The sequence below is a fragment of the Streptomyces albireticuli genome, from assembly GCF_021228125.1.
Lineage (GTDB): Bacteria > Actinomycetota > Actinomycetes > Streptomycetales > Streptomycetaceae > Streptomyces > Streptomyces albireticuli.
In genome coordinates this window covers 112517-126288 of record NZ_JAJQQS010000008.1, presented here as the reverse complement: position 1 = coordinate 126288, position 13772 = coordinate 112517, and the positions used below count along the sequence as shown (strand labels likewise).

Genomic DNA, 13772 nt, shown 5'->3' with positions numbered 1-13772 from the left:
CGGACGCCCGTACGCCCTGTCCGCTCCTCAGGACCCGGCCGGCAGCAGCCCCTCGACGGCCGTGGCCGCCGCGGCCGCGCCGCCGGCCTCCTTGATCCGCTCCCCCATCGCACGCAGCCGGTCGTGGATCCCGGGGTCGGCCAGCACCCGGCGCGCGGTGTCCCGCAGGGTCTGTGCGGTCACCTCGGAGGTGAGCAGCCGTGCGCCGAGCCCGAGTTCGGTGATCCGGCGCGCCGTGGCCCGCGGCTCGGGCATCACGGGCACCGCCAGCACGGGGACGCCGTGCGAGAAGGCGTCCATGGCCGTGCTCATCCCGCCGTGGTTCACCACGAGGGACGCGTGCGGCAGGACGTCGCCGTGCGGGACGAAGTCGCGCACCTGGACGTTGTCCGGCACCGGGCCGAGCTGCTCCGGGGTGAGGCCGCCGCCGAGCACCAGGACGATGTTCCACGGCTCGTCGCGGAACGCCTCGACACAGGTGCGGAAGAACTCCGGGCGCTCGTTGTAGAGCGTGCCGAGGCTCACCATGACCAGCGGCCTGTCGTCGCCCGGCGGCTCCCACGTGCCGTGGAAGGCGGCCTTGGGCGAGCACGGGCCGACGAAGTGGTGCAGGTCGTCGAAGGTGTCGCCCGCGTACTGGAAGGAGCGCGGCATGTAGAGCAGGGCGGGCCCGCCGTGGAGCACCTCGGTGAAGGCGGCGAGGTCGCCCTTGGCGCCCTCCTCCTCCAGCAGCCGCCCGATCCGCGCGAGCAGGTCGTGCAGCTCGGGGTCGTCCGGCGGCTCGGCCGAGTCGACGGGCGGATGCAGCGACCAGTGCTCGTTGGCCGCGTAGGTCGGGGTGCTGCGGATGACGGGGATGTCCCAGCGGTCGGCGAGCAGCCGGCCCGTCCACAGCGAGGACGGGTCGTTGACGATCACGTCGGGGCGGTCCGCGGCGAAGTGCGGCTCCAGCAGCGGCATCGTCACGCGGGTCATGTCCAGCAGCCACTCCAGGACGCTGAGGAACTCGCCCTCGTCCGTATAGGCGTCGGCGTCCTGCCGGGGCACCATCTGCGCCAGGAACCGCTCCTTGTCCAGGGGGTACGTGACGACGTCGGCGCCCACGCGCACGGCGCGGTCCGCGATCCCCTCGGGCAGCGCGTAGGTCACCCGGTGCCCGCGGGCGACCAGCTCCTCGGCCACGCCCAGCGTCGGATTCACATGCCCGGCGACAGGGAGGATGAAGAAAGCGATATGAGCCATGCGAAACCCTTCATAGGGTGCGGTCCACGTGAATGACGCCCAGGCGGGGTCGGAGGGGCGCACGCTAAGCGGCGGCCAGCGAATACGGCAAGCGTGAGATGACATAGTTCCCGGCCGCCGAGCAAATCCCGTACAACCTCCTCGCATTGCATTCCCGAGGGGCTCCGCCACCGCCTTCGCCATGAGATGACACAGTCCCTTCCGGATTCATGGATCACGCGAATGCCCCGGGAGAGAATCCCGAATTGTTGCTGTGAATGGCGCCCGGAAGAGGGCACTGGCCGGAGGCGCCCCATTTTCCCGTCGGCGCCCCGGGGAACAGGGAGGTCCGGTGACCGACAACACCGACAGCACCGACAACATCGCGAAGGACCCGCTCGTCGTGGTGGGCGCGGGCGTCATGGGCACGGCCATCGCCGCGCTCGCCGTCGGCCACGGCCACCCGGTCAGACTGATCGACCACTCCCCCGAGGCGTGCGCCACCGCCCCCGAGCGGATCGGGCTGCACCTGCGCACGGCCCGGATGATGGGCGCGCTGCCCGCCGGGGTGAGCCCCGGCGAGCTGACCACCGCGGGCACGCCGGGCGCCGCCGCCGGGGCGGCCGCCGTGATCGAGGCGGTCACCGAGGACCCGAAGGAGAAGGCCGCGGTGCTCGCGGAGCTCGCGGCGGCGGTGCGCCCCGGCACCCTTCTGGTGAGCAACACCTCGGGGGTGCCCATCGAGGAGATGGCCGACGCCGTGCCGCACCCCGGGGACCTCGTCGGTGTGCACTTCATGAACCCGGCGTACCTGATCCGGACGGTGGAGGTGATCCTCGGCCCGCGCAGCGGCGCCGGGGCCGCCACGGCCGTCCGGGAGCTGCTCGCCGGGCTGGGCCGCGAGGGCATCGTCGTCGGCGACGGCCCCGGCTTCGTCACCAGCCGGCTGCTGCACCGGATGCTCAACGACGCCATCGAGGTGGTGCGTGAGGGCCGCGCCGGGCCGGAGACCGTGGACGCGCTGATGCGCCACTGCATCGGTCACCGCACCGGCCCGCTGGCCACCGCGGACCTGATCGGCCTGGACAACCTCGCCGACTCGCTCCGGGTGCTGCACGAGAGGACCGGCGACGCGGCCTTCCGCCCGAGCGAACTGCTGCTGGACAAGGTCCGGCGGGGCGAGCTCGGCCGCAAGAGCGGCCGGGGATTCTACGAATACGAGGAGATCACGCCATGACCAAGACCTCCGACCAGGCGGGCGCCGCCACCGGCCCGGGCGCGGCCGGCGCCGGCATCGCCGACGAGCTGCTCGGCTTCCTCGCCGCCCGCACGAAGACGACGTGGGAGCACGACCAGGACCTGTTCGCCGTCGGCGGGATGTCGTCGCTGTTCGCCATGCAGCTCGTCGTGCACCTGGAGAAGACCTACGGGATCACCATCAGCGGCGCCGACCTGATGCTCGACAACTTCCGCACCGTGGACGCGATGGTCCGGCTCGTCCACAAGCTGGGCGGGGACCGGGCCGCCGCCGCGGCCGGGACCACGGCCGGTGAGTGAGGCGACGGCGGCCGGCGGGACGGAGCCGTGGCCCGAGGAGCTGTTCACCGACCTGGTCGGGGACCGGGCCGCGGAGTGGGACCGCACGGGCCGGATACCGCTCGACACCCTGCGGGGCCTCGGCGCCAAGGGCCTGCTGTGCGCCCAGGCGCCGGCGGCCCACGGCGGCCTCGCCTTCTCCAGCAGGCGCAACGGTGAACTCACCGCCCACGTGGGCGCGCTGTGCAGCTCCCTGCGCAGCGTCATGACCTCGCAGGGCATGGCCGCCTGGACACTGCGCCGGCTGGCCGGCCCCGGGCAGCAGGCCGCGCTCGTCCCCCGGCTCACCGGCGGGGAACTGGCCGCCGTCGCCTTCAGCGAGGCCGGGGCGGGCAGCGACCTGTCCGCCCTGCGGACGCGCATCACCCGCGACGGCGACGAGGTCGTCGTCGACGGCGCCAAGGTGTGGACCACCAACGCCGCCTACGCCGACCTGCTCGTGGTGTTCGGCCGCACGGAGGACGGCGCGGGCGCCGTGGTGGTCCCCGTGTCCGCGCCCGGCGTGCGGATCGAGCGGATCGAGGACCCGCTCGGCTGCCGCGCGGCCGGCCACGCCGACATCCGGCTGGACGGGGTCCGGCTGCCCGCCGACGCCCTGCTCCAGGGGGTGGACCGCACCCCCGCCCTGCTCGTGACCACGGCGCTGGCCTACGGGCGGATGTCCGTGGCCTGGGGCTGTACGGGCATCCTGCGCGGCTGCCTGACCGCCGCCGCCCGGCACGCGAAGGCGCGCGAGCAGTTCGGCGTCAGGCTGGCCGACCACCAGCTCGTGGCCCGGCACCTCGCCGGACTGCTCGTCGCCGAGCAGAGCGCCCGCCGGGCGTGCGAGCACGCGAGCGACCTGTGGGACGAGGGCAGCCCGGACATGGTGACCGCCGCCGTCCTCGCCAAGCACGTCGCCGCCACCGGCGCCGCGCGCGGCGCGGCCAGGGCGGTGCAGGTGCTGGCCTCCGCGGGTTCCCGCGACGGCCACACGGTGGCGCGGGCGCTCCGCGACGCCAAGCTCATGGAGATCATCGAGGGCAGCAGCGAGATCTGCGAACTGATGCTGGCCCAGCACGCGTTGGCGACCGCGGGATGACGCCCGGCCGCGTTCCGGCGCGGCCGCACGACGAGGAGGGAACGACTGTGCACCGGGAAAACCCCGCCCCTGCCACGGTGAAGTGCCTGGTCTGGGATCTCGACAACACCCTCTGGCAGGGCACCCTGCTGGAGGACGGCGAGGTGCGGCTGCGGCCGGGCCTGCGCGAGACGGTCGCCGAGCTGGACTCGCGCGGCATCCTCAACTCCGTGGCGAGCAAGAATGACCACGACCACGCCTGGGCGCGCCTTACGGAGCTCGGCCTGGCCGAGTACTTCGTGCTGCCGAGGATCGGCTGGGGGCCGAAGTCCACGTCGGTCCGGGCGATCGCCGAGGACCTGAACTTCGCGCTCGGCACCGTCGCCTTCATCGACGACCAGCCCTTCGAGCGCGCCGAGGTCCTCCACTCGCTGCCGGAGGTCCGCGCCTACACCGCCGAGCAGGCCGCGGAGCTGACCTCGCTGCCGGAGTTCAGCCCGGCCACGGTCACGGTCGACTCGCGCCGCCGCCGCTCGATGTACCAGGCGTCGTTCCGGCGGGACGCCGAGCGCGCCGGGTTCGACGGGCCGGACGCGGACTTCCTGCGCTCGCTGGACATCCGGATGCGGGTCGCCCGCGCCACCCCGGCCGAGCTGTCCCGGGTCGAGGAACTCACCCTGCGCACCAGCCAGATGAACGCGACGGGCGTGCACTACTCCGAGGCCGACCTGCTCGCCCTGATCGACGACCCGGACCACGAGGTGCTGGTCACCACGGTCACCGACCGCTTCGGCCCGTACGGCGCGGTCGGCGTCGTCCTGGTCCACCGCACCCCCGTCAGCTGGCGGATCAAGCTGCTCGCCACCTCGTGCCGGGTGGTGTCGCTGGGCGCCGGCACCGCGCTCCTGCGCTGGCTGACCGGGCAGGCGCACCGGGCGGGCGTGCACCTGACCGCCGACTTCCGGCCCACCGAGCGCAACCGGATGATGGAAGTCGCGTACCGCTTCGCCGGGTTCACCGGCGCCGAGGAGGACCCCTGCCCGTGCCTGACGGGCCCGGACGCCTCCGACGCGGGCCACCGGCCGGACGACTCCGGCCCCCCGGTCGGCCGGCTGCATCTGGTCCCGTCCGCCCAGCCCGACCCCGACACCCTCCATCTGGAGGCCCCTGACCTTTCCGAGAGGACCCGATGATCATCACCGCGTGCCGCGTCTGCGCCAACCACGAACTGCTTCCGGTACTGGACCTGGGGGAGCAGGCGCTCACCGGGGTGTTCCCGGCCCGCCGCGACGAGCCCGTCCCCTCGGTCCCCCTGGAACTCGTCAGGTGCTCCCCCGCCGGGTGCGGCCTGGTGCAGCTGCGCCACACCCCTGACCCCGACCTGATGTACGGGGAGGGCTACGGCTACCGCTCCGGCATCCGGCCGTTCATGATCAATCACCTGCACGGGAAGGTGGCGGCGCTCCGGGAGCTCGTCGAGCTCGGTCCGCGGGACCTGGTCCTCGACATCGGCAGCAACGACTCGACGCTGCTGCGCGGCTACCCGGCGGACGGCCCGCGCCTGGTCGGCATGGACCCGACGGGTGGAAAGTTCCGCGAGCTGTACCCGCCGCACGTGGAGCTCGTCGTCGACTACTTCTCGCGGGAGGCGTTCGTGGAGCGCTTCGGCTCCGCGCGCGCGAAGGTCGTCACGTCGATCGCGATGTTCTACGACCTGCCGGACCCGCTGCGCTTCATGCGGGACGTCCACGACGTCCTCGCCGACGACGGCGTCTGGATGCTGGAGCAGAGCTATATGCCGGCCATGCTGGAGGCCGACGCCTACGACGTGGTGTGCCACGAGCACCTGGAGTACTACGCGCTCCGGCAGATCGAGTGGATGGCGGAGCGGGCGGGCCTGACGGTGCTGAAGGCCGAGCTCACGGACGTCTACGGCGGCAGCCTCTGCGCGACCCTGGCCAGGAAGGGGTCCCCCTACCCGGTGGACGAGGCGGGCCTGGCCCGGATCCGGGCCCGCGAGGCGGCGGCCGGCCTCGACACGATGGCGCCCTTCGACGCCTTCGCCCGGCGCGTCCGGGACCAGCGGGACGCCCTCGTCGCCTTCCTGGCCCGCTCCCGCGAGGCGGGCATGCTGACCCTCGGGTACGGGGCCTCGACGAAGGGCAATGTGATCCTCCAGTACTGCGGGCTCACCGAGCGGGACCTGCCGTGCATCGGCGAGGTCAGCGAGGAGAAGGCCGGCCGCTTCACGCCCGGGACGGGCATCCCCATCGTCTCCGAGGAGGAGGCCAGGTCGCAGAAGCCGGACCAGCTGCTGGTGCTGCCCTGGATCTACCGCGAGGGGTTCCTGGAGCGCGAGCGGGACTTCCGGGACCGGGGCGGGAAGCTGGTGTTCCCGCTGCCGAGGCTGAGCGTGGTGTGAGGCGCGGGGCGGGAAGGACGCCGGGCGGGCCGGAGGTTCCGGCCCGCCCGGCGTGCGTCGCGGCCGTCCGGCCGGGGGCGTCGCCCGGCGGTGGCCGGGAGGCACAGGGCGTGGGCAGGGGAAGGGGAAGGGGAAGGCACTGGGCAGCGGCCGGGAAGCACGGGGCGTGGGCAGGAATAGGGCCGAGTACCTCCCCGGACCAGCCGGGAGGCACTCGGGCGGCCGGGGGAACTCACCCGGCCCAGGGGGCCGGGGGCTCGGAGGCCCGGGCCCGGGGCCCGGCCGGAGGAAGCCTCACCCCGCCCAGGCGCCGCCCCCTGGGGCCCGCCAGGGAAAACTCACCCCGCCCAGGCCCCGGGCGCCGCCCCGCCGCCCCCCACCGGGGGGAAGATCGCGTCCAGCTCGGCCAGTTCCTCCCCGGACAGCTCGACGTCGAGCGCCCGCACCGCGGAGTCGAGCTGCTCGACCGTGCGGGGCCCGATGACCGCCCCGCTCACCCCCGGCCGGGACAGCACCCAGGCCAGTCCCACCTCCGCCGGGTCCCGTCCGACGCGCCCGCAGAACCGCTCGTACGCCTCGACGCGCGGCCGCGTCTCGGGCAGCAGCTTCTGGGCCCGGCCCTGCGCGGATTTCACCGCCGTGCCGGCCGCCAGCTTCGCGAGCGCCCCGCTGAGCAGTCCGCCGTGCAGCGGCGACCAGGCGAAGACGCCGAGGCCGTAGGCCCGGGCGGCGGGGAGCAGCTCCAGATCGGCGTGGCGGACGGCCAGGTTGTACAGGCACTGCTCGGAGACCAGCCCGAACGACTGACGGCGGGCGGCGCTCTCCTGCGCGGCGGCGATGTTCCAGCCGGCGAAGTTCGACGAGCCGACGTAGCCGACCTTGCCACTGGCGACCAGCCGGTCCATGGCCTGCCAGATCTCGTCCCACGGGGCGGCCGGGTCGACGCGGTGCATCTGGTACAGGTCGATGTGGTCGACGCCGAGGCGGCGCAGGGACCGCTCGCAGGCGGCGATGATGTGCCGGGCGGACAGCCCGCCGTCGTTGAGGCGCTCGCTCATGTCCTCGCCGACCTTGGTCGCGATGAGGACGTCCTCGCGCCGGGCGCCGGAGCGGGCCAGCCAGCGGCCGACGAGCTCCTCGGTGTGGCCCTTGTAGAGGCGCCAGCCGTAGATGTCGGCCGTGTCCACGCAGTTGAGGCCGCGGTCGAGCGCCGCGTCCATGAGCCGCATGGCGTCGTCGTCCTCGACCCGCCCGCTGAAGTTCACCGTGCCCAGCCAGAGCCGGCTGACCAGGGTCGCGCTGCGCCCGAGGCGTACGTGCGTCCGGTTACCGCTCACTTCTCGCCACCGCCCTTCGTCGCGGCCATCGCCGTCACCATGTCGTCGATCCCCTCGCGCAGGGGCACCCCGGCCCGCCAGCCGGTCACCGCGTGGAAGGCGGCGGGGTCGGACTCCGGGGTGTGGAAGTCGCCGGCCTCCGCGTAGTCGGGGGGCGGCACGGAGAGGACCGGGACGGCGGGCTTCCCGGTGTGCGCCGCGACGGCGCCGGAGAGGGCGGCGAAGACGTCGCCGAGGCGTTCCAGGCGCCCGGACCCGACGACCCAGTGGCCGCCCTGGAGCTCGTCCACGTGGCGCAGGGCGGCGGTGAACGCGGCGGCCGCGTCCCGGACATGGAGGAAGTCGCGTTCGACGGAGCCGTCGTGCCACATGGTGAGGGGTTCGCCGCCGAGGGCCCGCGCGGCCATCGTGGCGAGGACGCCCCGGCCGGTGGCCCCGGAGAGCGGGCTGCGGCCGTACACGGTCGCCAGGCGCAGGACGACGCCGCGTACGGTGCCGTCGGCGGTGGCCTCGCGCAGGATCGCCTCGGCGGCGGTCTTCTGCGCCGCGTACGAGCCGGGAACCGGGGCGGTGGCCGAGCCGGTCTGGAGCGTCCCCGCGAAGATCACCGCGGGCGGGGGGCCCGGACGGCCCCGGAAGGCTTCCACGAGGTCGCGCACGATGCCGATGTTCACGCGCTCGGAGCGCTCGTCCGTGGTCCGCCAGGACTGCTGCCCCCCGATGTGAGCGGCGAGGTGGACGACGGCGTCGGCGCCCTCGACGGCCTCGGCGACGGCGCCCGGCAGGGCCAGGTCCGCCCGCCGCACCTCGATGCCGGCCTCCGCCGCCACGGGCACCACGCCGGCCCCGCGCGCCACGGCCCGTAACCGCACCGGCAGCCGGGCCAGTTCGGCGACCACCGCGGACCCGACGAACCCGGAGGCCCCGAGCACCACGACCGACGGCCCGCGCGGATCGTCCGACCCGTCGAGCAACCCGGCGATGTCCTTCACACGGCCTCCCGCACAGCGCACACGATCGAAGTCCCCTGGATTCAACGTCATCGCCACGGGGCGCGGGCCGGTGGGGCGCGATCGGACGGGGGACTTCGTCAGGTCCCGGCGCGGAGCGATCGCCCATTACTTCGGAAGTAATCGCGCCCTTCCCCACCCCCCGGCAAGCTGAGTCCAAGCGGATCCCGGGCCGGCGCACTCCGGCCGGGGGTCCGTGAGGGGGATCGTCTTCGGGCCCGGACAGGGGGGCCGGGGCACGGGGGACCGAAGGCGGGAACAGGCCGCCGGGGACAGGCCGGTGACACCGGCCTCAGGACGCATAGGAGCGCATCATGTCGCAGTACGAGACCGCCGTCACCCGCTACTTCGAGGCGTGGAACGCCACCGGCGGGGACGCGCTGGCCGAGGCCGTCGCCGCCGCGTGGAGTGAGGACGGGTCCTTCACCGACCCGCTGTCCCGGGTCCGAGGGCACGCGGACGTCGCCGCCGTGATCGCCGGGGTGCACGAGCAGTTCCCCGGCTTCGAGTTCCGGCGGACGGGTGAGGTCGACGGGCACCACGACACCGCGCGCTTCGGCTGGGAGCTGGTGTCCCCGGCCGACGGGTCCGCGCCGGTGGCCGGGTTCGACGTCATCACGCTGGCCGAGGACGGCCGGATCCGGTCGGTGCTCGGGTTCCTGGACCGGGTGCCTACGGCGTGAGGAGCTGACGCTCGCGCAGGTGCCGGGCCGTCTCCGGGTCGGCGGGGAGGAACGTCTCCATCGCCAGCTCGGAGACGGTGACGTCCATCGGGGTGTTGAACGTCGTGATGGTCGAGACGAACGACAGCGTACGGCCGTCGTGTTCGACGACCATGGGGAGCGCGTACGGCGCCCTGACGGTGTCGTCCGGTGGCCCGGCGGCGGCGCCGTCGGGCAGGGGGTAGGCGCTGACCTCCTCGTAGAGGGCGCGCAGCGGGGCGGAGCGCACCAGGGCCAGCTGGCGTTCCATCTGGTGGAGGAGATGGCCGCGCCACTCCCGGAAGTTGAGGATCCGGGGGGCGAGGCCCTGGGGGTGCAGGGTGACGCGCATGGCGTTCAGCGGGGCTTCGAGCAGGGGTTCCGCGACGCCCTGGAGCAGCGTTCCGATGCCGCGGTTGGCGGCCACCACGTCGTACGCGCCGTCGACGATCAGCGCCGGGTAGGGCTCGTGGCCGCGCAGCAGGGCGTCCAGGCCCTCCCGGAGGCCGGTCAGGGCCGGGTCGTCCAGAGGGCGTTCGGGGAAGCGCGGGGCGTAACCGGCCGCGAGGAGAAGGGCGTTCTGGTCGCGCACGGGCACGTCGAGCCGGTCGGCGAGGCGCAGCACCATCTCCTGGCTGGGCCGGGCGCGGCCGGTCTCGATGAAGCTGATGTGGCGGGCGGACGAATCGGCCCGGAGCGCCAGTTCCAACTGGCTGACCCGGCGCCGCTCCCGCCACTCGCGCAACAGCGCGCCCACTCCGGTGGCCACCGCGACAGTCGTCATGCCCCGACCGTAACGCGTCGCCGCCCGGCGGCCGCGGCCGGGCCGGGGACGCGGCTGGAATACCCGGAAACCGTGGAAACCGCCGATGGTGCGGCCCTCTTGATCAGAGCGTGATTCCGGCCATGGCACACCCGCACCCGCACCCGCCGACCACCGGAGCAGCCGTCGTCGCGATCCGTGCCATCGCGGACGAACACGACGGAGCGCGGGGCCCGGAGCCTCGGCGCGGAGCCGCCGCGCACCCGGGGCCCGGAGCCTCGGCGCGGCGCCGCCGCGCACCCGGGGCCCGCCGCCCCGCGCCCGCCCCTCGTCAGGAAGCCGGCTCCAGGCTCCCCCGCCGCAGCCGGTCCAGCGGTGACGGCCTGCGGTCCAGGCGGGCGTCCAGCAGGGCAGCCGCCTCCGTGTGCCGGCCCGCCGAGACCAAGGCGAACAGCAGCGTCTCCTCCACCACGTCGCGCTGGGCCGCGCTGCCGCCGAGCTCCGGGATCCGGGGCGCCAGGGCGCGCAGCGCGGGCAGGGCCGCCGCCCAGTCCTCCTCCACGACCGCCGTGAGAGCGGCGCACAGCGGGGCGACGACCTCGCGGAAGACCGGGTCCCCGTGTGCTCCGGCGCGGGCGCGCAGGCTCCGCAGCGCGGCGCTGTCACCGGCCGCCGCGAGGGTGACGGCGGTGTGCAGGGCCGCGAACGGGGTCGGCGGCTCGGTACACCACCTCTCCGGCGCCCCGGCGAGGACGGCCTCGGCGGGCAGCGGCCCGTCCCAGGCACCGGTCACCAGGCAGCGCCACAGGAGCGAACCGGAGTCCACCAGGGCGCGGGCGCCGGTGACCGTGGGCGGCGCGAGCTGGGCGAGGTAGCGGGCGCGTACGGCGTCGGTGTCGCCCGTCGCCAGTTCGTGCAGGGCGGCGTGCCAGCTGAAGTGGGCGCGGTTGTTCGCCCGCCGGCCCTCCGCGTCGATCCAGCGGTCGATCCAGGCCAGGCCCTCGGTGTGCCGGCCGGTCTCGTAGAAGACGTGGGTCCGCGCGTGGACGGCGTGGCCGGAGCCCGGTTCGGCGGCCAGGGCGCGGACCGTCAGCTCCTCGGCCTCGTCCCAGCGTTCCTGTTCCTGGCGGACGAAGGCGAGCTGGCCCTGGTACCACCAGTCGTCCCCGTAGGCGGGGGCGAGCCGCTCGACCAGGTCCCAGGTCTGTTCGCCGCACGTCACGCCGCCGAAGGCGATGGTCGGCACGGCCAGGCTCACGGCGAGGGCGTCGCGCGGATGGGCGTCGATGTGGCGCAGCAGCGCGGAGGAACCGCCCGCCACGGCGCTCGCCGCCGCGGCGACGAAGCTGCGCTCCCGCTCGTCGCAGCCCCGGGAGGCCGCGTCGGCCGCGGCGGCCAGGGCCGCGGGCACGTCCACGTCGGCGCCCCATTCGTGGCCGAGGAGGGCGAGGGCGGCGTGCCCGAGGGCGAAGCCGGGGTCGGCGGCGACGGCCTCCTTCAGATTCTCCTCGGCGCCGCAGGTCACGCGCAGGATGCTGTCGAGCGCCCGGTTGTACGCGGCGGCCGCGTCCAGGGTGGTGGTGAGCCGGAGCCCGTAGCGGTCGGCGGGCGTGCGGCGGCGGGTGGCCGGGGCCGCGCCGAGCGCCTCGACGACGGCGGCGGCCACGGCGACCGCCTGGGCGCGGATCTCGGGGACGGCGGTGGTCTCCCACAGCTCGCCTCGGCGGGGCGCGCCCAGCGTCCACATCCGCACGTCCGGCCGGCCGCCGCGCAGGCGTCCGTCGGGGCCGGTGCCCAGCCCGAGGCCGTGCGGGCCGGGGCGGGCCAGGTCGCCGTCGAGCAGGGAGTCCAGGAGGGGATCACCGGCGGAGCGCGCGTCGTTCCGGGGGCCGGTGCAGTTGACGACGGCTCCGACGGTGACCGTGTCGCCGTCGGCGAACTCCACGCGCAGCAGGTCACCGTCGGGCGCGGTGGCGGCCACCTCGGCGGCCCGGACCGCGAGCCGGCCGCTCCGCCGCGCCTCGGCGATCCGGGCGGCGACGGCGGCGGGCATGCGGTGCCGGTGCACCTCCCACTGTCGCAGGTCGTCGGCGAGGAAGCGGGCGCGGTCCGCGGCGGGGAGCCCCTGCCACAGGGCGGTGGTGTGCGGGCGCAGGCTGTCGAGGGCGGGCCGCCAGTCGCCGTGCGTGCGCCGGGTGCGGGCGACGTGGCGCAGGACGGCGGCGCGCAGGGCGGGGAGGCCGGTCACTCCGGTGAGGTCGGGGGCGGGCACCGGGCCGGCGGCGGGCGCCGGGGCGTGCTCCTGGGGCAGCAGCCCGTTGCGGGAGACCGCGTGGACGGTGCGGTCCGGGCGTGCGAGGGTCACGGCCACGTCGGCCATCGTCAGGCCCGTGCCGACGAGGAGGACGTCCGCGCCCTCCGGTACGTCCGCGAGCGCGCCGGGCGCCCAGGGGTCGGCGACGAACCGGGCCGAACCACGCAGTTCCTCCGGCGCCCAGCCGGTGCCGGGCGCGTGGGCGCCCGTGGCCAGGACGACCGCCTCGGCGGTGAGTCCGCCGCCGGAGGCCAGCCGGAGGGTCACCCGGCCGTCCGGGAGCGCGGCGGCGTGGACGACGCGGTCGCGCAGGCGGCGCAGCCGGCTGTCGGCGGCCCGCCGCGCGCTGTGCCGCAGGTGGTCGGCGAGGTAGGCGCCGTAGTGCGCGCGTGGCGCGAACGTGCCCTTCGTGGTGGCCGGTTCGCGGCCGCGGAGCCAGTCGAGGAAGTCCTCGGGTCGGCCGGGGTCCGCGCTCATGCGCTCGGCGGGGACGTTCAGCAGGTGCCGGGTGTCGGTGGTGGAGTAGGCGGGGCCCCGCCCGTTCTCCGCGGCCGGGTCGATCAGCACCACCTCCAGGGGGAGGCGTGCGGTGGTGGCGGCGTCGAGCAGCCGGGCGGCGGTCAGCGTGCCGGCCGCACCGGCCCCGACCACCGCGACGGTGCAGAATGGATGTACCCCAGCCATAGAGCGAGAACCCCCCGCAGCACATTGTCTACTTTATCGATGGACATAGTTGTCTCGGTCCATCCAAGACTCTCGCACCGCCGGGCGCCAGGGATCCCCGGATATACCCTTAGACACCCCCTAGTTCATCCCGAAAGGCCCGAGAGGACCCCGCGTGAGGATCTCAGCCAAGTCCGACTACGCGCTGCGCGCCATGGCGCAGCTCGCCCGCGACGGCGCGGACGGCTCCCCGGTCAAGGCGGTCCGGCTCGCGTCCGAGCAGGACATCCCGCTGAAGTTCCTCCAGGGCGTGCTCTCCGAGCTCAGGCGCGCCCGGCTGGTGCACAGCACCCGGGGCCCCGAGGGCGGCTTCGTGCTGGCCCGCCCGGCGGCGGAGATCACGCTCGCCGACGTCTACCGCGCGATCGACGGGCCGCTGATCAACGTCCGTGACACCCGGCTGTCCGACATCGGGTACACCGGCCCCGCCGAGCCGCTGCGCGAGCTGTGGATGGCCGCGCGCAGCAGTCTCCGCAACGTCCTGGAGCAGGTCACCCTGGCCGACCTCGACGCCGGTGCGCTGCCGGCCGCGGTCACCGAACTCGCCGAGCAGTACCGGCGCGACGTGCGCACGTACTCCTGACGCGGCGGCACCCGCCCAAAGGTGAGGGCGGGGCCGGGGATC

Annotated in this window: 12 protein-coding genes; 7 read left to right on the top strand and 5 right to left on the bottom strand. The window is 74.8% G+C overall.

Going from position 1 to position 13772, the window contains the following annotated elements; translation table 11 throughout:
• Nucleotides 1-27: 27 nt before the first annotated feature.
• Nucleotides 28-1242, bottom strand: coding sequence for a macrolide family glycosyltransferase (locus tag LUZ64_RS16965; RefSeq protein WP_170116838.1), 1215 nt, complete (start codon nucleotides 1240-1242; stop codon nucleotides 28-30).
• A gap of 331 nt (nucleotides 1243-1573) precedes the next feature.
• On the opposite strand from LUZ64_RS16965, the gene LUZ64_RS16960 reads away from it, so the two are divergent.
• The 5 genes from LUZ64_RS16960 to LUZ64_RS16940 are packed head-to-tail and all read left to right on the top strand — an operon-like array spanning nucleotide 1574 to nucleotide 6299.
• On the top strand, nucleotides 1574-2458 hold the full coding sequence (locus tag LUZ64_RS16960) for a 3-hydroxyacyl-CoA dehydrogenase family protein (RefSeq protein WP_308251409.1): 885 nt from the start codon (nucleotides 1574-1576) through the stop codon (nucleotides 2456-2458).
• A complete protein-coding gene (locus LUZ64_RS16955; RefSeq protein ID WP_095582799.1) occupies nucleotides 2455-2778 on the top strand; it encodes an acyl carrier protein in 324 nt (107 codons plus the stop codon). The genes LUZ64_RS16960 and LUZ64_RS16955 overlap by 4 nt, the downstream gene beginning before the upstream one ends.
• Before the next feature lie 40 nt (nucleotides 2779-2818).
• Complete coding sequence (locus LUZ64_RS16950) at nucleotides 2819-3898, top strand: acyl-CoA dehydrogenase family protein (RefSeq protein WP_095582811.1); 1080 nt, start codon at nucleotides 2819-2821, stop codon at nucleotides 3896-3898.
• 47 nt (nucleotides 3899-3945) lie between these two features.
• Complete coding sequence (locus LUZ64_RS16945) at nucleotides 3946-5070, top strand: HAD-IIIC family phosphatase (protein WP_232389832.1); 1125 nt, start codon at nucleotides 3946-3948, stop codon at nucleotides 5068-5070.
• Nucleotides 5067-6299 carry a class I SAM-dependent methyltransferase gene (locus LUZ64_RS16940; RefSeq protein WP_095582797.1) on the top strand — a complete coding sequence of 411 codons (1233 nt, stop codon included), beginning with the start codon at nucleotides 5067-5069 and terminating at the stop codon, nucleotides 6297-6299. Before LUZ64_RS16945 ends, LUZ64_RS16940 begins: the two co-directional genes overlap by 4 nt.
• A gap of 338 nt (nucleotides 6300-6637) precedes the next feature.
• On the opposite strand, the gene LUZ64_RS16935 is transcribed toward LUZ64_RS16940, so the two are convergent.
• On the bottom strand, nucleotides 6638-7636 hold the full coding sequence (locus LUZ64_RS16935) for an aldo/keto reductase (RefSeq protein WP_232389833.1): 999 nt from the start codon (nucleotides 7634-7636) through the stop codon (nucleotides 6638-6640).
• On the bottom strand, nucleotides 7633-8628 hold the full coding sequence (locus LUZ64_RS16930; RefSeq protein WP_232389834.1) for an NAD-dependent epimerase/dehydratase family protein: 996 nt from the start codon (nucleotides 8626-8628) through the stop codon (nucleotides 7633-7635). Before LUZ64_RS16930 ends, LUZ64_RS16935 begins: the two co-directional genes overlap by 4 nt.
• Nucleotides 8629-8960: 332 nt before the next feature.
• Here LUZ64_RS16930 and LUZ64_RS16925 point away from each other — a divergent pair, with 332 nt between their 5' ends.
• The gene (locus LUZ64_RS16925) at nucleotides 8961-9329 is read left to right on the top strand and encodes a nuclear transport factor 2 family protein (protein ID WP_095583258.1); all 369 of its coding nucleotides are present in this window, start codon (nucleotides 8961-8963) and stop codon (nucleotides 9327-9329) included.
• Here the strand turns inward: LUZ64_RS16925 and LUZ64_RS16920 are convergent.
• Nucleotides 9319-10131 carry a helix-turn-helix transcriptional regulator gene (locus tag LUZ64_RS16920; protein ID WP_095583259.1) on the bottom strand — a complete coding sequence of 271 codons (813 nt, stop codon included), beginning with the start codon at nucleotides 10129-10131 and terminating at the stop codon, nucleotides 9319-9321. The genes LUZ64_RS16925 and LUZ64_RS16920 overlap by 11 nt on opposite strands.
• A 310-nt stretch (nucleotides 10132-10441) precedes the next feature.
• Nucleotides 10442-13108: an FAD/NAD(P)-binding protein gene (locus LUZ64_RS16915; RefSeq protein ID WP_095583260.1), complete on the bottom strand. Its 2667-nt coding sequence runs from the start codon at nucleotides 13106-13108 to the stop codon at nucleotides 10442-10444.
• A 154-nt stretch (nucleotides 13109-13262) separates the two neighbouring features.
• Between LUZ64_RS16915 and LUZ64_RS16910 the strand changes: the two genes are divergently transcribed.
• On the top strand, nucleotides 13263-13730 hold the full coding sequence (locus LUZ64_RS16910; protein WP_095583261.1) for an RrF2 family transcriptional regulator: 468 nt from the start codon (nucleotides 13263-13265) through the stop codon (nucleotides 13728-13730).
• Nucleotides 13731-13772: the final 42 nt, after the last annotated feature.